Source organism: Nocardia sp. NPDC006630, assembly GCF_040611495.1.
GTDB lineage: Bacteria > Actinomycetota > Actinomycetes > Mycobacteriales > Mycobacteriaceae > Nocardia.
Genome location: NZ_JBEXOK010000009.1, coordinates 319318 through 337179, shown reverse-complemented (window position 1 = coordinate 337179; position 17862 = coordinate 319318). Strand labels below are relative to the sequence as shown.

Annotated in this window: 18 protein-coding genes; 12 read left to right on the top strand and 6 right to left on the bottom strand. The window is 64.9% G+C overall.

All coding sequences use genetic code 11. The annotated features are described in order from the left end of the window. Positions 1-30 precede the first annotated feature (30 nt). Both ABZX86_RS27710 and ABZX86_RS27705 read left to right on the top strand, forming a co-directional pair. Positions 31-1494, top strand: coding sequence for a dihydroorotase family protein (locus ABZX86_RS27710; protein ID WP_355127580.1), 1464 nt, complete (start codon positions 31-33; stop codon positions 1492-1494). 215 nt (positions 1495-1709) lie between these two features. After that, positions 1710-2324 carry a cutinase family protein gene (locus ABZX86_RS27705; RefSeq protein WP_355127579.1) on the top strand — a complete coding sequence of 205 codons (615 nt, stop codon included), beginning with the start codon at positions 1710-1712 and terminating at the stop codon, positions 2322-2324. An 18-nt stretch (positions 2325-2342) separates the two neighbouring features. On the opposite strand, the gene ABZX86_RS27700 is transcribed toward ABZX86_RS27705, so the two are convergent. Next, a complete protein-coding gene (locus tag ABZX86_RS27700) occupies positions 2343-2843 on the bottom strand; it encodes a hypothetical protein (protein ID WP_355127578.1) in 501 nt (166 codons plus the stop codon). Between the two features lie 283 nt (positions 2844-3126). Here ABZX86_RS27700 and ABZX86_RS27695 point away from each other — a divergent pair, with 283 nt between their 5' ends. Then, complete coding sequence (locus ABZX86_RS27695; protein WP_355127577.1) at positions 3127-4362, top strand: cytochrome P450; 1236 nt, start codon at positions 3127-3129, stop codon at positions 4360-4362. Between the two features lie 22 nt (positions 4363-4384). Here the strand turns inward: ABZX86_RS27695 and ABZX86_RS27690 are convergent, their stop codons facing one another. After that, positions 4385-5266: an SDR family oxidoreductase gene (locus ABZX86_RS27690; RefSeq protein ID WP_355127576.1), complete on the bottom strand. Its 882-nt coding sequence runs from the start codon at positions 5264-5266 to the stop codon at positions 4385-4387. A gap of 85 nt (positions 5267-5351) precedes the next feature. Here ABZX86_RS27690 and ABZX86_RS27685 point away from each other — a divergent pair, with 85 nt between their 5' ends. Then, the gene (locus ABZX86_RS27685; protein ID WP_355127575.1) at positions 5352-5924 is read left to right on the top strand and encodes a helix-turn-helix domain-containing protein; all 573 of its coding nucleotides are present in this window, start codon (positions 5352-5354) and stop codon (positions 5922-5924) included. A 31-nt stretch (positions 5925-5955) separates the two neighbouring features. Here ABZX86_RS27685 and ABZX86_RS27680 read toward each other — a convergent pair whose 3' ends face one another. The 3 genes from ABZX86_RS27680 to ABZX86_RS27670 are packed head-to-tail and all read right to left on the bottom strand — an operon-like array spanning position 5956 to position 7623. Continuing rightward, positions 5956-6792 carry a helix-turn-helix transcriptional regulator gene (locus ABZX86_RS27680; RefSeq protein ID WP_355127574.1) on the bottom strand — a complete coding sequence of 279 codons (837 nt, stop codon included), beginning with the start codon at positions 6790-6792 and terminating at the stop codon, positions 5956-5958. Further along, entirely contained in the window at positions 6789-7310 is a 522-nt protein-coding gene (locus ABZX86_RS27675; RefSeq protein WP_355127573.1) for a DUF6879 family protein, read from the bottom strand. The genes ABZX86_RS27680 and ABZX86_RS27675 overlap by 4 nt, the downstream gene beginning before the upstream one ends. After that, entirely contained in the window at positions 7291-7623 is a 333-nt protein-coding gene (locus ABZX86_RS27670) for a hypothetical protein (RefSeq protein ID WP_355127572.1), read from the bottom strand. The genes ABZX86_RS27675 and ABZX86_RS27670 overlap by 20 nt, the downstream gene beginning before the upstream one ends. A 213-nt stretch (positions 7624-7836) precedes the next feature. On the opposite strand from ABZX86_RS27670, the gene ABZX86_RS27665 reads away from it, so the two are divergent. After that, positions 7837-8325, top strand: a complete 489-nt coding sequence (locus tag ABZX86_RS27665; protein WP_355127571.1) for a hypothetical protein — start codon at positions 7837-7839, stop codon at positions 8323-8325. A 469-nt stretch (positions 8326-8794) separates the two neighbouring features. After that, positions 8795-9775 carry a non-homologous end-joining DNA ligase gene (ligD, locus tag ABZX86_RS27660; protein ID WP_355127570.1) on the top strand — a complete coding sequence of 327 codons (981 nt, stop codon included), beginning with the start codon at positions 8795-8797 and terminating at the stop codon, positions 9773-9775. Position 9776: 1 nt separating this feature from the next. On the opposite strand, the gene ABZX86_RS27655 is transcribed toward ligD, so the two are convergent. Beyond that, positions 9777-10964: an Ig-like domain-containing protein gene (locus ABZX86_RS27655; RefSeq protein ID WP_355127569.1), complete on the bottom strand. Its 1188-nt coding sequence runs from the start codon at positions 10962-10964 to the stop codon at positions 9777-9779. A 247-nt stretch (positions 10965-11211) separates the two neighbouring features. Here ABZX86_RS27655 and ABZX86_RS27650 point away from each other — a divergent pair, with 247 nt between their 5' ends. The 6 genes from ABZX86_RS27650 to ABZX86_RS27625 all read left to right on the top strand — a co-directional run bounded on the left by ABZX86_RS27650 (position 11212) and on the right by ABZX86_RS27625 (position 17683). Then, the gene (locus ABZX86_RS27650; RefSeq protein WP_355127568.1) at positions 11212-13443 is read left to right on the top strand and encodes an MMPL family transporter; all 2232 of its coding nucleotides are present in this window, start codon (positions 11212-11214) and stop codon (positions 13441-13443) included. 261 nt (positions 13444-13704) lie between these two features. Next, on the top strand, positions 13705-14370 hold the full coding sequence (locus ABZX86_RS27645; RefSeq protein WP_355127567.1) for an XRE family transcriptional regulator: 666 nt from the start codon (positions 13705-13707) through the stop codon (positions 14368-14370). A gap of 35 nt (positions 14371-14405) precedes the next feature. Then, a complete protein-coding gene (locus tag ABZX86_RS27640) occupies positions 14406-14798 on the top strand; it encodes a hypothetical protein (protein ID WP_355127566.1) in 393 nt (130 codons plus the stop codon). Beyond that, entirely contained in the window at positions 14785-15261 is a 477-nt protein-coding gene (locus ABZX86_RS27635; RefSeq protein WP_355127565.1) for a hypothetical protein, read from the top strand. The genes ABZX86_RS27640 and ABZX86_RS27635 overlap by 14 nt, the downstream gene beginning before the upstream one ends. Before the next feature lie 11 nt (positions 15262-15272). Beyond that, on the top strand, positions 15273-16409 hold the full coding sequence (locus tag ABZX86_RS27630) for an MAB_1171c family putative transporter (protein ID WP_355127564.1): 1137 nt from the start codon (positions 15273-15275) through the stop codon (positions 16407-16409). Further along, positions 16367-17683 carry a cytochrome P450 gene (locus ABZX86_RS27625; RefSeq protein ID WP_355127563.1) on the top strand — a complete coding sequence of 439 codons (1317 nt, stop codon included), beginning with the start codon at positions 16367-16369 and terminating at the stop codon, positions 17681-17683. Before ABZX86_RS27630 ends, ABZX86_RS27625 begins: the two co-directional genes overlap by 43 nt. Positions 17684-17862 lie beyond the last annotated feature (179 nt).

The window sequence follows — 17862 nt, the reverse complement described above, 5'->3', positions numbered from 1 at the left end:
ATGTTTCGCAGAAGGAAACTGGAGTGGGTTGTGGCGGAGACTGATCTACTGATCCGGAACGCTCGCGTGGTGAGCCCCGGCGTCACCTCGGCCGGTGTGCCCGAGCCCTCGGATATCGCCATCTCGGGTGGTGTCATCACCCGCATCGCCGCCGCGATCGCGCCCGAATCCGCGGCCGAGGTGATCGATGCGGGCGGGCTGCTGGCCTTCCCCGGAGTGGTGGATGCGCACCAGCACTGGGGCATCTACGCCGATCTCGGGCAGGACACCGAGACCGAGAGCCGCGCCTGCGCACAGGGCGGTGTCACCACCTCGCTGAGCTATCTGCGCACCGGGCGCTACTACCTGAATCGTGGCGGTTCCTACCGGGATTTCGTCCCCGAGGCGCTCGGGCGGATGGCCGGCCGCTCCTATGTGGACCACGGCCTGCACCTGGCTCCCATGACTCGTGAGCACATCGACGAAATCCCCTATCTGGTCGAGGAATTCGGTATTACGTCGTTCAAGATCTTCATGTTCTACGGCGGCCACGGTCTGCACGGTCGCTCCAGCGATCAGGCCGAGTTCCTGATGATCGGGCCGGAGGAACGCTACGACCTCGCGCACTTCGAATTCGTCATGCGCGGTCTGCAGCGCGCCCGCGAGCGATTCGGCGACGGTCTGTCGCTGTCGCTGCACTGCGAGACCGCCGAAATCATGGCCGCCTACACCGAACTCGTCGAAGCCGACGGCTCGCTCTCCGGCTTGCGCGCCTACAGTGCCTCGCGCCCAACGCATTCGGAGGGACTGGCCATCGCCATGGCCTCGTACCTCGCGCATGAGACCGGGTTCCCGAATATCAACCTGCTGCACCTGTCCTCGGCCAAGGCCGTGGATGCCGCGCAGCGCATGGCAGTTGCCTTCCCGCACATCGACTTCCGCCGCGAAGTCACCATCGGTCATCTGCTCGCCGACGTGGACAGCGCGCACGGCATCGGCGGTAAGGTGAACCCGCCGCTCCGCGAACGCGCAGACGTCGAAGCGCTGTGGCGGCATGTACTCGCGGGCGAAATCGACTGGGTGGTAAGCGATCACGCCTGCTGCCGGGCCGAGCAGAAGTTCGGGGCGGACGCCGGCGATGTCTTTCTCGCGAAGTCCGGCTTCGGTGGCGCTGAATACCTGCTACCGGGGCTGGTCGGCGCGGGTCTCGAACGAGGTCTTCCGCTGGCCCGGATCGCCGAACTGACCTCCGCCAACCCGGCCCGGCGCTACGGCCTCGGCGGTAAGGGGGCACTGTCCCCGGGATACGACGCCGACATCGCCCTTGTCGACCCCGGCGCGCGGTGGGTGGTGCGCGCCGCCGATTCGGAATCAGCCCAGGAATACACACCTTTCGAAGGCTTCGAGATGACCGCGCGCGTGACGGACGTCTTCCTTCGCGGTCGCCGAATCGTTCGCAATGGCAAGGTTCAAGGCGAGCCATCCGGCCGCTATCTGCGGCGTGGCGTCGCATAACGCAAAACAGTAGTGGTGCCACGATCCGCACTCGGGTCAACGTGCGGCAAGTCGTCGGGCTTCCCCGCGTGATGGCCTCTGACATCGCATTACGGCATACGAAAGCATGGCCGATATAACTGTTTCGCCAGAACGCATGGGCGCCAGCAATTTCTGGGTACATACCGTCCAAGCCGGGCGCGACCCGGAGGCACGATAAGTTAAGAAGTACGATTATGCGTAGAGCAACGGCGCTCTTCGCCGCATTACTGTTGGCCATCCTCTTTTCCATCACCTACGTGACAAGTCCGAAGGCGCAAGCCGATGTCTGCACCGGCGATTGGGCCATAGGTATCGGCGGTCTCGGGGACAACACCTCGTCGGTGTTCGCTCCCACCGTGGACCAGCCTGTCGGGTACAACTCCGCCGACCCGATGTCGGGGTTGAACGAACTCGACCGGCTTTTCTGGTTGCATCGCAGCCAATGTCCGGACGACCACATCAAACTGATCGGACACAGTGAGGGCGCGGGCATCCTGCACGCCTGGGTCACCGCGCACCAGGATGTCGGCAATGCCAATGCCATTCTGCTGGCCGATCCCAAGCGCGATGCCGGGCCCGGCTGGGCCGGTTTGGCATCGACTCCCGGGAGCGGCATCATCGGCTATCCGCTGGCCGGTGTGGACGATTGGTTCGGCGGCTTCCCGGTATTGACGGTGTGCAACCACGACGATCAGATCTGCGATACCTCGGCTGGTTGGCAGGGGTACCTCTTCGGGGGTGCGCATAATCGCTACGATTTCAACGTCTGGGACTACGGCGACTGGGATTCCGGTGTCTGGTACCGGTAATCGGTGAATCATGGGGGATCAGTAGCCATTCGGCACTGGTCCCCTTTGGCTGAACCCGTGCCCCATCGAGGTGCACACAGCCGTTCCGTTGAAGGTGATTTGACAGTTCGCCCCGGCATAGGTGACCGAATACTGTGGATCGTGGTAGTTGCCGGGTGCGAGGCGTGGCAGTGCGGGATTTCCGCCCGGCAGTGTGTGACTGCCGCCGGCGCTCCACTGGGGGCGCGCCGGCCAGCCGATCGAATCGATGACGATGGCAGGAACATTCGGCAGCGGCACCTGCATTCCGGCGTAGAGCACGTTCATGTACGAAGCCGGGACTGTGAGGTCGCATCCCACCGTGCCATTCGCGGCGATCGAGCAATTCCACGCGCCCAGGGCGAAATACGCGGTGTCGCCGACGAGTATCGGACCCGGTGCGTCATCGGCGTGCGCGGCGGCCACCCCGGACAGGCACGCGAGAATCCAGATAATTGCTCCGCAAACTCCTGCGGCGGCGACTTTTACGGCTGCGGCCACGGCATCTCCTCGGATGCGCAATGAATCTCAGGTCTCCCCGACCATGAACAAAAACTATCACTTTACGGCGCAAAGACAAGAGATCTGTCGAGGGGCCTTACATAATAAATTGCACGCTGCCCACCCCTGCTGACCTCGGATCGAGCGACGAGGCAGCATATTCGTTCGCACAGCGAAAGACTCTGCCCCCGTGGGGGTTCGAGGGTAGGCTGCCGAAGTTCCGCGTCCGGGATGTGCGGTGATCGGCGGCGGTGAGTGTCGTGCACCGCGGTGGAGTTCATTGATGTCAGGTTCGGTCCCAGTTGTTCCCGTCGCGCCGATCGATGTTTCCGGTCCGCGTGTGCCGATGTACACCCCGCAATTCGCAGCCGATCCGCATCGGGCCTACCGGGAGATGCGGGAGAAGTACGGGGCGCTGGCACCTGTCGAGCTGGCTCCGGGCGTGCCCGCCACGCTGGTGCTCGAATATCGCACGGCGGTACGCATTTTGAATGATCCGGAACGTTTTCCGGCCGATCCCCGGGTCTGGCAGGAAGGGGTGCCTGCCGACTGTCCCGTATTGCCGATGATGCAGTGGCGGCCGAACGCGCTGCGCAATGCGGGGAATGTGCACGCGCGGTATCGGCAGACCAATACCGCCGGGTTGGCCGGGATCGACCAGTTCGGGCTGCAATCGGTTGTGGAGCGGACCGCCGTATCGCTGATCAATGCGTTCTGTGCGTCCGGCTCCGCGGATCTGGTGCGCGACTACGCTTTTCCGCTTTCTTTCGAGGTGCTGAACCATCTGCTCGGCTGCCCTGCCGATATTGCCGGGCAGGCGGCGGAGGGGTTCCGCGCCATCTTCGAGGGTGTCGGCGCGGAAACCGGTAACAAGCTCCTGGTCGGCGCACTGCAGCGCCTGGCCCTGCACAAGCGGGCGCAACCGGGCGACGACGTCACCACCCGCATGCTCGAGCACCCCGCCCGGCTCACCGATACCGAGATGGTGCACCAGCTGGCCACCCTTTACGGCGCTGGTATCGAGCCGCAACAGAATCTGATCATCAACACTTTGCTGCTCATCCTGGCCGACGGCCGTTTCGGCGGAATTGTGCTGGGCGGCAGCCTGTCCACGCGCGACGCCCTCGACGAGGTGCTCTTCGACGACCCGCCCATGGCCAATTTCTGCATCAGTTTCCCGCGCCAGCCCGTCCTGGTGGAGGACCGCTGGCTGCCCGCGAACCAGCCGGTGGTGGTCAGCATGGCCGCCTGCAATACCGACCCGGCGATCCGTGCGGGGCAGCTGGCCGGAAACCGATCGCACCTCGCGTGGGGAGCGGGGCCGCACTCCTGTCCCGCGAGTTCCCTGGCCTACCTCATCGCGCAGGAGGCCATCGATCAGCTGCTGGACGCCCTACCCGAAATCCGCCTGGCGGTACCGCTCGGCGAATTGGCTTGGCGTCCAGGGCCTTTCCATCGTGCCCTGGTAGCCCTCCCGGTCCGCTTCACTCCTTCGGCGCCATTGCCGGAGCGGATATGAGTGCCCCGCCGGCGCCGGCCGATCAGCGCTGGATGTTCTCCAGATCCTCGAGCAAGCTCGGGTGGATGGGCTGCCAGCCGAGGGTCTGCCGGGTGTGGGTGCTCGACGCAGGCTGATCGGTGGCGAAGATCGGCCCGAGTGGTCCGAACGTCTCTTCCGGAACAGCTTCCACCGCGATCCCCAGCCTGCGGCCGATGACCGCGGCCATATCGCGCACGGCATCGCCTTCATCGGCCACGGCGTGCCATGCGGTTCCGCCCGGCGCCTTCTCCAGCACCAGCCGGAAGAGTACGGCCGCATCGAGTGCGTGCACCGCGGGCCAGCGCTGGGCGCCGTCACCCGGATAGCCGGCCACCCCGGTGCGGCGGGCGATATTGGTCAGCAGACCGGCGAATCCGCCCGTGCCGTTGTTGTGCACCGTGCGCGGCAGGCGCACGGCGGCGCTCCGCACCCCGCGTGCTGCCAGGTCCAGCACGGCATTGACCGAGACACCGCGGCCGCCGACCGGTCCATCGGTAGGGGAGGGATCGGCCTCGGTGGACGCGCGGCCCGGCACCCACGGAGTGCCCGAGGCCGTGATGAACGGCCGGTCGCTGCCGATGAGTTCCTCGCCCAGAGCTGCCAGCGCGGCACTCTCCTCGGCAACCGCCGCCGCGACCGCGGCGGGACTGCTGAAGTCATTGGCGAAGGCCAGATGGATCACGCCCTCGGCCCGTGCGGCACCGGCGCGAAGCGTGGCCAGATCGGCGAGACCACCCCGAATCGTCTCGGCCCCAGCGGTTTCGAGTGCAGCCGCCGACGAATCGGAGCGAGCGAGCGCAAGCACGGTGTGCCCGTTGCCGAGCAACTCGGCGATAACGGCCGACCCGATCAAACCGCTGCCGCCGGTGATGAATACCTGCATGACTCTCCCTGGAAAGTGATGGGACCGTTGTCTCATCACTGTAGCAGGGTGATGAGACAACGGTCCCATCATCTATGGTGTTCTCATGGCGCGATGGGAACCCGGTGCACGTGAACGACTAGTCCTGGCCGCAGTGGACCTCTTCACCGAACTGGGCTACGACGCCACCACCGTCGCCCAGATAGCCGAACGCGCCGGCGTCACCAAGAGCACCTTCTTCCGCCACTTCCCCGACAAACGCGAACTCCTCGCCGCCGGCCAAGAGGCCCTGAGCCAACTTCTGACCGAGGGCATCGCCGAAGCCCCCGCCAACGCCACCCCCCTCGAAGCAGTAGCCGCCGGCCTCGAACGCGCCTCCACCGCCATGGGCCCGATGAACCGCGAACTAGCCCCCCGCCTCCAAGCCGCAATAGCCGCCAACAGCGAACTCCAAGCCCGAGACGCCCTCAAAAGCGTCGGCCTGGCCGAAGCCATGTCCAATGCCCTCCGCGCCCGGGCGGTCCCGGAAGCAACCGCCCACCTCGCCGCAGAACTAGGCGTCCTAGCCTTCAAACAGGGCTACGCCCAATGGCTCCAAGCCCAACCGGACGCCGCCCTGGCGTCGTATGCCCTGGCCGCCCTCGAAGACCTAAGAGCCGCAACCCAATCCCTCACCTGACGGCTCTGCGGGCTGTTGAGCCGGGCACCGACTAACGAAGTCTCGACTCGAGGGCGTGGCGGATCAATGCCCTTGCCTTGTCGCCGGTTTCGGACTGTGTAGCCAGTAAATCGAACGCGCGGCCATACTGGACTATCTCCCTCGGTTGGGTGACTGTCAGCTCGGCAGTGACGGTTTCGACCATGACCCGGGAGTTGTCGAACATGGTGAAGTTCGTCATCGATACCAGGTAGGCCGACTTGGCCGGAACGATTCCGAGTGAAACCCTCGGCATTCCCACGACCGCCAGCAGCCGATCCAGCTGTCCGATCATGACCTGATCGGTCCCGACCGTGGTCCGCAGGGCTTGCTCGGCTATGACGAAGTGGAACCGGTGGTTCCGGCGGTATAAGATTTGTTGCCGTTCAAGGCGTTTCGACACACCTTCGTCGATATCGTTTGGTACTTGCTGGAATTCGACGACCTGTCGTAGCACGCCCTCGGCGTACTCGGCCGTCTGGAGTAGGCCGGGAATCAGGAACGGGTGATACACACGCATGACCTCTGTCTCGGCTTCGAGTCTTAGGGATGCATGCTGCCTTCGTTTGGTGCCGGTGCCGAGGATTCGTCTCCACTCGAGCCATGCGGCTTCTATATTCCGCAGGGTGGCAATCAGGTCGGGTAATTCACTCTCGGAACCGGTTTGGGCGCACCACGTGCGTATATCGGCGTCGGTGGGTTTGGTCTTGCCGTACTCGATCTTCGAGACCTTGGTCTGATGCCAGCCGGCGCGCTTTGCAAGATCGCTGCCGGAGATACCCGCGTCAAGGCGAAGCTCCCGGAGGCGTGCCCCGAGAGCTTCCTTGGCTTGATCGAGCGAACCAGTCACGGTGCGCCGTACTGTGACAACGGGACCGCCAGGGACCACACCCGCTCCTTGACGGTTCGGATGTACTCGACAATTCGTGGATCGGTGGTTACAGCCCCACCGAGCCAACGCCCATTCTCGCCGGGCTCGAACACGGTGAACGCCACCACCGAGTCATCGAATATCCACCAGTCGTCGGCGGTCAACTCGTCGGGGCTGATCAGGTGCCGTGACAGGTAACGCACATCCTCTCCTGCCTCCACATTGAGGCTGGCCACATGTTTCGCATACCTGGTGTAGTTGTTGTGCGGCACCGTGACTACCCGTGTCCGGTTGACCGCGACGCCTCGGGCAGTCGTCTCCAGTACCTGGTTCAGCCAAGGCTGAAACCAGCTGTAGTCCTCTGGATCCCCTGCGAGGAACCGCGCGAGCGGCGGGTACTCCGGCGGGTAGTAATCGTCTCTGACTTCGAGGTGGAACGCTTCGTGGCGAGCCTCTCGGAACAGGTCGTTGAATGCTTCACCCTGCACTAGCAGCATTGCCGTAGAAGGTCCTTCCGAGTTTCGGGACTTCGACACACGTCTCGCCGACGAGGATATCCAGTTGTCCGAGAGTCTCGGAGTCGGTGACCGGAGCACCGGACAAGGTGAAGGTTCCCCGGCCGGTGTCAGTCATTGCCGCTCCGATGAACGTGTCTGGTTCCGCGAAGCCTGTCAGTAGGTGCGGAATTTCGATGATCCCGAGTGTGCCTGTCTCCCAGCCTTGGACAAGGTACGTGCCTTGATCTGTGGAGTAGAGCGACGGACAGCCCCCGCCTTCGGTGCCGCCTTTGCCGAGGAAATGTAACCGCATGATCGGTCTCCAATCGGATATGCGCGCCCATGCTCGCGCAGAATCAATGATCCTCGGTCTCAGACCGTTTGGAACACAAACAATGGGATCTGAGCATGTTGGAGCATGGATCTGGCTTAAGTCCCATCTCGGTTCATAGCCTGCATGTATGCGTCCGGGCAGGTGCAGTTGTCCCGTCTCCGGTCGCCTCGGCAACCGACGGCAGGAGTGGCTGTGAGCGAGCAACACTCTCGACTCTTCGAGTTCCCTGGTGGTGTGCTCGAACTACAGAGCGCCGGAGACGCGGACGAGGGTTACGCCGGGTTCCATCTCCAGTTCTACGGATGTGCCGAAGCCGAAGGCAGAGTGAACGAAGGAGCCATAATGCATTGGAAGCCAGCATGCATTGGATACCTGCGTACCGATGTGTCCGGTGTGGCCCAATTGTGGGATCAGTCCCAAATCCGAAGGCTAGCTGAGCGTCTCGGGTACGACTTCGCCGATATGGTGATCTATGACCCGAAGTTCGGACGTCCGCCACTGGCGCGTTTAAGGGCGCAGGCGACCCGCTTGGACGCTGAAGCGGTGGTAGTCCCCAGCCCTGAGCATTTCGAGGGTGGGGAGATACCGGCGGCGCTGGTGCTCCAAGTGGACGTGATCGTCGTGAACCCCGAAGAGACCTACGCGCGACGGTCCGTGAGTCAGCTTCCGCAGCACAGATGATGTTGTTGTGCAAGGGATCTGGATTGAGTCGAAGTGTCATCGAATTGATGCAGTAGGTTGGATTGTGGCGTCGGCGGGGATGCTGTCGGCTCTAGTCTCGATGCCGCCCTGGGGTGGCCGAAGGGGGGAGGCGTTCGTGATTGTTGCCGTGTTCGCTCGCAGAGTTCGGGCAGGGGTGTCGGTGGAGGATTTTGTGCGGGCTTGGGCGCCGGATAACGGGGAGCCATATCCTGCGGGTGTCGAGGTTGGGGTGGACCCCGCTGATGATCGCCGGATTTTGACGATCATCAGGTTCGAGGGGGATATGGAGGCGTTTCAGCGGGCGATGCCGCGGTTGATTCATCCTGAGTCGCATCGGCGGGTGGATGAGTTGGTGGAGTCGACGGAGTTGGAGAGTGTTTACGAAACAGTCGCTGTGACTGTGTGACAACCTTGCCGCAGATCGTGTTGTGGCGGGCGTGTGGGCAGAATGCCCGTTATCGTCGGACGGGTGGCCAGTAAATCGGCGTCGCCGGCCGTGGAGTTGGCGGTGGGCGAGCAGACGGTGCGCGTGTCCAATCCGGATCGGGTGTATTTCCCCGAGACCGGGGCTACCAAGTTTGATCTGGTGCAGTACTACCTGAGCGTGGGGGACGGGATCGTCAATGCGCTGCGGGATCGGCCGTGCATGATGCACCGGTTTCCCAAGGGGCTGCCGGGCGGCAAGGTGCATCAGAAGCGGGTGCCTGCCGGTGCGCCGGACTGGATTCCTACTGTGCAGCTGTATTTTCCGCGCTACGGGCGGACCGCCGACGAGCTGTGTGTCGAGAAGCTCGCCGATGTCATATGGGCGGTGCAGATGTCGACCGTGGAGTTCCACCCCTGGAATTCCCGCCGCTTCGATACCGAGATGCCCGACGAGTGGCGGATCGACCTGGACCCGATGCCGGACTGCCCGTGGTCGCGGGTGCAGCGGGTGGCCGGTGTGGTGCACGAGGTGCTCGACGAACTCGGTGCGGTCGGCTGGCCGAAAACGTCCGGCGGCAAGGGATTACACGTGTATGTGCGCATCACACCCCGCTTCGGGTTCCAGGAGGTGCGACGGGCCGCACTGGCCTTCGCCCGCGAGGTCGAGCGCCGCGCCCCGGAAGACGTCACCACCGCCTGGTGGCGCAAGGACCGCGACCCGAGTCAATTGTTCGTCGACTACAACCAGAACGCCCGCGATCACACCATCGCGGCCGCGTATTCGGTGCGCGGCGTCCCGGAGGCTACGGTGTCCACCCCGATCCGCTGGGACGAACTGCCCGACCTGCACCCCCGTGATTTCACCATGTCAACGGTCCCGGCCCGCTACGCCGAACTCGGCGACCTGCACGCCGGCATCGACGAAGCCGTCTACGACCTCGAACCGCTACTGGAATGGGCCGACCGAGACAAGGTCGAGGTAGCGGACCTCGACGAGGACTGAATCAGACTGCGCCGCCGCGCAACCAGTCGGGCCAGGCAATGGTCCAATCGCCGTTCTGCCAGATATCGAGGGGATCGCCCCCGGTATTGCGCACCTCCACCACATCGCCCGGAATAACGAAGTCGTAGAACCACGCGGCATCGTCGGGGGAGATGTTCAAACAGCCGTGCGAGACATCGGTATTGCCCTGCGCCCACATACTCCCGGCCAGTTCGTGCACATAGATCCCGTCATGGGTGATGCGGACCGCGTGGTAGATGGTCGTGCGATAGCCCATACCGGAATTGACCGGCAGCCCGTAGCTGGAAGAGTCCATGGTCACCGGATTCCTGCAGTCCAGGACCGTGTAGACCCCCGGCCGGGTCCAGAAAGACAGCACATTGCCGCCGACCACCGCCGTGCCGCCCTTGCCCATCGATGTCGGCATGGTGCGCACCAGGTTTCCGTTCTCGAACACCTCGATCTGCTTCGTATTGTCATCGGCGATCGCGACATGCGCGGGACCGATGAGCACCGACACCCGCTGGTCGCGCAGCCCGTAACCGCCCTCGGCGAGTGGCGCGCCGAACAGCTCGGCCGCGACGGTGATCTTGGTTCCAGGCGCGTAGTACCGCTCCGGCCGCCAGTGCGCGTTCTGATCGTCGAGCCAATACCAGGCCCCGGTCACCGCCGGTACGGTGGTGATCTTGATGCGCGCCGCCGCCACCTCCCGGTTCACCGGCTCGTCGAAATGCGCGACAAGTACGAAACCCACTCCGTAAGTGTCGTTTTCGGCAAGGTCGACCTTATTGGCGGACCGCAGCGAGACATCGATGAGCCGATCGGGCAGCACTGTCGAGCTGGTCGCCGTCGCGCTGACCTCTCCGGTTTCGCCCTGCGCCACGGCTTTCGCGGTATAGGTGTGGCCGTAGCCGAGCGGTTCGCTACTGGTCCAGCTGCGCTGATCGGGCGCTGATACCCCCGGCAGCGAACGGCCGGTTTCGTCGATCCACTCGACCTTCCGCAGCGTCCCATCGGCGACGTTGACCGTGCCGGGCTTACGCGCATCGACATTGTGCGCATCGGCCGCGGGATCGAACCGGATCACCGCGGGCTTGGGCGGCGGCGCCGGTTCGCCCGCGCATCCGGCAAGGGCGAGACCACCCGCTCCGGCAATGCCGATCAGCAGCTCACGACGTCGCAAGGCCACCGCATATCCTCCTTCGCCGGGTGTACGACCGGCTCTGGTCAGCATGCGACAGCTACCCCCGCCCGCCGCGCCGACAAGCCACACCTCCACCGAACCGACACACTTTCTCGATCGACGAGCGCTGAATGGCATGGGTCCCGGCCTGCGGATCGAGTACGAGCCGGCCCGGCGTACTGCATTCGCAGTACGCCCAACGGCCTCCGCACGCACGATGCCGACTACAGAGCCGTAGAACGATCATGGCGACATGGCGAAATTCCTGTACCGGCTCGGTCGGTTCTCGTTCGAGAAGCGGCGGCTCGTCGTCCTGCTCTGGCTGGGGGTCATGGCCGCGCTGGTGGCCGGAGCCGCCAATGCGCCGACGCCCCCGCCGGATACGTTCTCGATTCCGGGAACCGAATCCCAGCAAGCCTTCGATCTGCTCGGCGAACGCTTTCCCGGCACCAAATCCGATGGCGCACAAGCTCGTATCGTCTTCGTAGCGCCCGAAGGCCAGCAGATCAGCTCCGAACCGAACAAGGCCGCGGTCGAAAAGATCGTGTCGGACGTGTCCGGCGGTACGCAGGTCAAGGGCGTGCTCGACCCGTTCCAGACCGGTGCGGTCAGTAAGAACGGCACGACCGCCTACGCGACCGTGAGCTACGGCGCGACTCCCCAGGACCTCACCGACGCCACCAAGAATGCGCTCACCACGGCGATCGACAACGGTAAGACCTCCGGGGTCACTGTCGAGGTCGGTGGCACCGCGCTGATGGCCAAGCCCGAAATGGGCGGCGCCACCGAGGCCATCGGCATCGCCATCGCCGCCATCGTGCTGATGATCACCTTCGGTGCGTTCGCGGCAGCGGGTCTGCCCCTGCTCACCGCGCTCATCGGGATCGGTGTCGGCATCGCCGCCATTGTGGCGATCGGCATGTCCACCACCACAACAACTCTCGCCATGATGCTCGGGCTCGCGGTGGGCATCGACTACGCGCTGTTCATCGTCTCCAGATACCGGACCGAACGAGCCGAGGGCTACAGCGCCGAGGAATCGGCGGGCCGCGCGGTCGGAACCGCCGGATCCGCAGTGGTTTTCGCGGGACTCACCGTGGTCATCGCACTGGGCGGCCTGGCCGTTGTCGGTATTCCGGCACTCACCAAGATGGGTCTGGCCGCAGCCGGCACCGTCGCGGTCGCCGTCACCATCGCGCTGACTCTGCTGCCCGCGCTGCTCGGATTCTTCCAGCGGGCGGTCATGCCGAAGGCCTTCCGCAGGGCGCTGGCCGCTGACGCGAAGACTCCGGCCGACGCGAATGCCCTGGCCGCCATGCCGATTGCGGAGAAGAAGCCCAATATGGGCACCCGCTGGGCCACCTTCGTCGTCCGCCGCCCGGTGGCAGTGCTGCTGCTCGGCCTGGTCGGCATGGGTGTGCTGGCGCTGCCGGTGTCGAGCCTCGAACTCGGTATGCCCGGTGACGAATCGCAGCCGACCTCGACCACCCAGCGCCGCGCCTACGATGCGCTGGCCGAGGGCTTCGGCCCGGGTTTCAACGGCCCGCTCACCGTCGCCGTCGATGTCAAGGGCGTCGGTGATCCGAAGGCCGCGCTGGACCAGGTCACCAAGACCCTGGCGGCGACCAAGGACGTGGTCTCGGTCTCGCCCGCGATGTTCAACCAGGCCGGTGATGCCGCCATGCTCACCGTGGTGCCCGCCAGCGGCCCGTCCGCGACCGCCACCAAGGATCTGGTGCACGCACTGCGCGGCGAGGCCGGCGGCCTGAAGTCGGCGACCGGTGCGACCGTGCTGGTCACCGGTGCGACCGCCATGAATATCGATGTCTCGCAGAAGATGTCCGACGCACTGCTGCCGTATCTCGCGGTGGTGGTCGGCCTGGCAATCCTGTTGCTGATGGTCGTATTCCGCTCGATCGCGGTCCCGATCAAGGCGGCGCTCGGCTTCCTGCTCTCGGTCGGCGCGGCCTTCGGTGTGATCGTCGCGGTCTTCCAGTGGGGCTGGCTGGCGAACATCATCGGCGTCCATCAGACCGGACCGGTGATGAGCATGATGCCGATCTTCCTGATCGGCGTGGTGTTCGGACTCGCGATGGATTACGAGGTCTTCCTCGTCACCCGCATGCGTGAGGCCTACGCACACGGGGAGAGCGCACACGATGCCATTGTCACCGGTTTCCGGCACAGCGCCCGGGTGGTGGTGGCCGCGGCGGCCATCATGATCGCGGTGTTCGCCGGGTTCATCGGCGGTGGCGAACCGATGATCAAGATGATGGGCCTCGGGCTCGCCTCGGCGGTCTTCTTCGACGCCTTCATCGTCCGCATGACGCTGGTGCCGGCGGTGCTCGCACTGCTCGGCGACAAGGCCTGGTGGCTGCCGCAGTGGCTGGCGAAGATCCTGCCGAATGTGGATGTGGAGGGCGAGAGCCTGAACCATCTGAAGGCGGAGGAGCCGGTCCGAGAACTCGAATCCGCCAACGCCTGAATCCAGTAGCACCGGTAGGCCGTCCCGAGGGGGCGGCCTACTTTGCTGCGCCTGAGCGCACTCGGGTGGTGCGCCGATCTCTCCCCTCCGCACAGATCGGTGCACCACCGCGAGCCGTCGCGCGACGGCCAGCACGACGCTGTCCCGGCCATCGGCTTTCACAGCCTAGGTCAGATCCCGCAGCCCAGCAAGCAAAATCAGTAGAAAATGAACCGGATATTACTGTCGTAAAGGGCCGGTAATGCAGTAGATTCGGTTTACATGCAGCCTGAGTACGCCACGTTCCTCGCGGCCTGTGTGCGGGAGCGGCGGCGGGAGCTCAATTTCAGCCTCGACGATGTGATCGCCGCCGGTGGGCCGACCCGGCGCACGCTCGTCCGCGTCGAGGCCGCGAATCTGGGGCCTGCGCCGAAGCCGGTCACCTTCCGGCGTCTCGATTCCGCGCTGTCGTGGGGGAGTGGCAGTGCCGCGCGGGCCTATTGGCGTGGTGAGAAGCCGCAGGCCGCGACAGGTCGAAAGCTCGATGCGGGCACCGCTTTCGTGGCAGTCCCGGCGGCGCTGGCGCTGGATCTGTTCGGGGTGCAGATCGAACTGAATCAGGTCCTGGCCGAAGATCCGGCCGATCCTGGCCGGCTGCGCGCGAGTGTCGATCGCCTCAATACCGATCTCGGCCGATTGCTCGGCCTGTACCTCACCGACCTGCTGGAACGGAACTGGCAGGCGGACGGATCGGCGCTGCCGCTGGTCGAACACGCTTTCCGGGAGCTGCTCAGCGCACCGGTTTCCGAGGACGACCCGGACTACGAGGAGAAGCTGTACCGGCGGTGGCTGATCGGCGACACGGCGGGCATTGCGGGTGAACTCACGGGTAGATTCATGGGCAGGCTGCAGCAGGCGCGTAAGGATTCGGGGGAAAACCAGGTATGAATGTCGTCGCGGATCGAGTCAACCGACTGTGTGGGTTGCTTGGATCTTCCGACGATCAGGCCGACCTGAATGCCGTCATCGCCACGGCCGCGCACGCGATTCTCGATCGCACCGTCACTCCCGCCGAGATCGCCGCAGTTCGTCGCGGCGACGGTGGTGCACCACCGGATCTATTGCGCGCCATCGCAATACATTTCGATGTCGACGCCAGATACGTGCTGGAACCAGACCTCGAGGAGATGCGGGTACTGGATCAGAAGCTCGCGATACTCGAGACCGCGCGCACCCTGGGCGTCAAGCTCGGCGCGGTGCACTTCCGGGGCGGCGCCATGGATGTCGAGGCATTGGAATTGCTGGTCACCACCATTCGAGATGCGCGGTCCGCCGCGCACCCGCACCCCGTGGATGCACCGCATGGCGGGCGCTGACCCCCTCGCGACGCTGGTCGCTGGGCTCGAGATTCCCACTCCCTGGAATCTGCAGCGATTTGTCGACCTGCTCGCCGAACAACGCGGCAAACCCATTGTGCTGACCGGACATCGAGGCCTGCGTGCCGCCGGATTCCCGTGCGGACTGCTCGCGGAGATGGACGATCTGACGCTCATCGTCTACGAGGAGCGGTCCTCTCGCTACATGGTCGAGCACACCGTGCTGCATGAGATAGGCCACCTGCTGCTGGGACACGAGGGCGAGCGCATGCAGGATTCCCTCGGCGAATACCTCGGCGGATTTGTCGGATCGGCCTCGATCGCGCGAATGGAGACGGTGCTCGCGCGGGGCGTCTTCGATACCGCCAAGGAGCTCGAGGCGGAGACCTTCGCGAACCTCATCATGCCCGATATTCGCCGCCGTCCCTTCGCGCCGCTGCGCAATATCTTCGTGCGCGGCTGAGGAATTCGCCGATGCTGCCGCCGTACTCGTCCATGCCCGAAGCGATCGCGTGGCCGCTGTGGATCATTACCGCGACCGTGACAATTCTTCGATTGCGCTGGTGCAGTGACACTTTCGCACAGCGGCGCATCAATGGCGCGCTGGTCGGATCCACGATCGCGTGGCTGCTGCTCATCGCGACGGCGCAGCAGTGGATTGTGCAGCTGTTCGGCGGGCTGACTCCCGCACGGCAGTATCAGCTCGCGAATGCACTCATGATTGTGGTGACCGCCGAGGCGTACCTGATGATTTCCCATGCGCGGCAACAGAACCCGCTGTCCCCGCGGATCGTCTACGCCGCAGCCGCCGCCATGGGACTCGGCTATCTGGTGCTGGGCAACCCCGTGGTCGCCGGTGGCGGAATCGTCCTGCAGTACCCCGGTTGGGAAGCCGCGCCGATGACGGTCCTGTTCGTCGTCTTCCCCTACGCGTGTTCGGTATTGCTCGTCGCCGCCTGCGTCCAGGAGCTGCGGGCCCGGCCGCCGCTCGCCGCGCGCGTGTTCTATGTGCTGTTCATGGCCATCTTCGCCGGTCTGATCTGCAGTCTCAGCTTCGGGCTCAGCACCTCGTTCGTCCTCGCGACCGGGCACGTGAACGCCTTCACCGAATACGCGGCGAACACCGATCGAATGGCGTTCGTCATGGACATCATCGCCTTCACTCCGCTCGCCGCTATTCCCTTGGTGCTGCGGGCTTTCGACGCGGTGCGCGGTGATCCGGTGGCGCGCGCTCTCGCCGAGCTCACCCCGCTGTGGGAGGGGCTGACCGCCGCGTGTCCCGACATAGTCCAGCCTCGTCCGGACAGTGCCGGGGCCACCTACCGATTGCATCGCATGGTCATCGAGATCAATGACGCGATCCTGTCGCTGCTGCCGTATGTGCCCGACCATGACCCCGCGGCGGCCACCGATCTGGCGTCGATCGCCCCGCTGCTGCGGGCCGCGCGTGATGCGAAGCTGGCCGCGACGCCGCCCAATATCGCCGCCCGGCAGCTCGAGATCCCCGGTGGCGCCGACCTGCAAACCGAAACCCAAGTCCTGTCCGCCCTCGCAAAGGAGTGGTCCAGATGCCGGCCGTCCCCCATCCCCCCTGGCGCATTCCATTCGTAGGCGACGCCCTCTCGCTGTCGGCGCAGACGCCCGCGCAGAGCATTACCGGCTATGCCGGGCTCGGTGAGGTGTTCGAGGTGCGAGTGCTGCGCTATCCGCGCATGCTCATTGTGAATTCGGCCGAGTTGGCCGAACCGATTCTCGACGATGCCGCGTGGACGAAGGTCAACGGTCCGGCCTTCCGCCGCCTGGCGCCCATGGCACCGACCGGGCTGCTGTTCACCGGCACCGAGGACGCGCTGTGGAAGCTCGCGCATCAGCGCCTGCAACCGGCCTTCAGTCGCATCGCCATGCGCGAATACCACGCGAGCATGAATCCGCTCATCGCCGCGCACGTCCGCCGCTGGGCCGAGGCGCCGCAGCCGGTGAACATCACCGATCTGACGCAGGACCTGGCCTACGACGTCATCACCCAGGCCGGATTCGGCGCTGTGCTCTCGCGGGCGCAGCGCAATGATTTCGTGCGCACCATGTTCGCGCTCATTCGGGCCACCAACCGCGGCAAGATCATTCCGTTCCTCGACGCCGTCCTGGGCGTGAATCCCACACCGCCGCACGCCCAGGCGCTGCGCAGACATGTCGAGATGATCATCGACACCCCCGGCGCGAACGCGCCCATTCTGCGGGCGCTCAGCGACACCGACCCCGAGCAGGGTGCACCGCTGACGCGGGATCAGATCATCGATCAGGCCCTCGTGCTGCTCATCGCCGGACACGAGACCACCTCCGGCACAGTGGCATTCGCCCTCTATGAACTGGCCCGCAACCCGCAGATCGCCGAGCGCGCGCGGCAGGAGATCGCCGAAACCGGTAAGAGCCCAGCGGAACTCGAATACGAAGACATCGTCGGATTGCGCTATCTGCGGGCCGTCATCGACGAAACTCTCCGCCTGCACCCGGTGGCACCGGCATTCATTCGAAGCGCGCTGTCGGACACCACCCTCGGCGCGTACCCGGTCACCCCGCACGACTGGGTGTATCTGAACCTGCTCGCAATCCACCGCGACCCCACCCGCTGGGACGACCCGGACGCCTTCTCACCGGACCGATTCCTCGCCGGACCCACCCCCAAGTCCTACAAACCCTTCGGCACCGGAGCCCGGGCCTGCATCGGCCGTGCGCTGGCACTGCACGAAGCCGTGCTGACCCTGGTGCACGTACTGCACACCCAGACTCTCACCCCGACCGGATACCGCCTGGACATCGAGGAATTCCCGACCCTCAAGCCCCGGGATTTCACGCTCGCGCTGACCGCCCACCAGTACTCGAACTGAATCCGGCAGAACGCGGCACTCGATCTGCGGAACGCAGTACACAGCGCGCCTATGTACTGCATCCGCAGTACACGTGACGGCCTTCACACGCACGATGCCGACTACATGGCCGGGCTACGACCATGGGGGTATGGCGAGATTCCTGTAGGCCGTCCCGGGTGGGCGGCCTACCGGTCTCT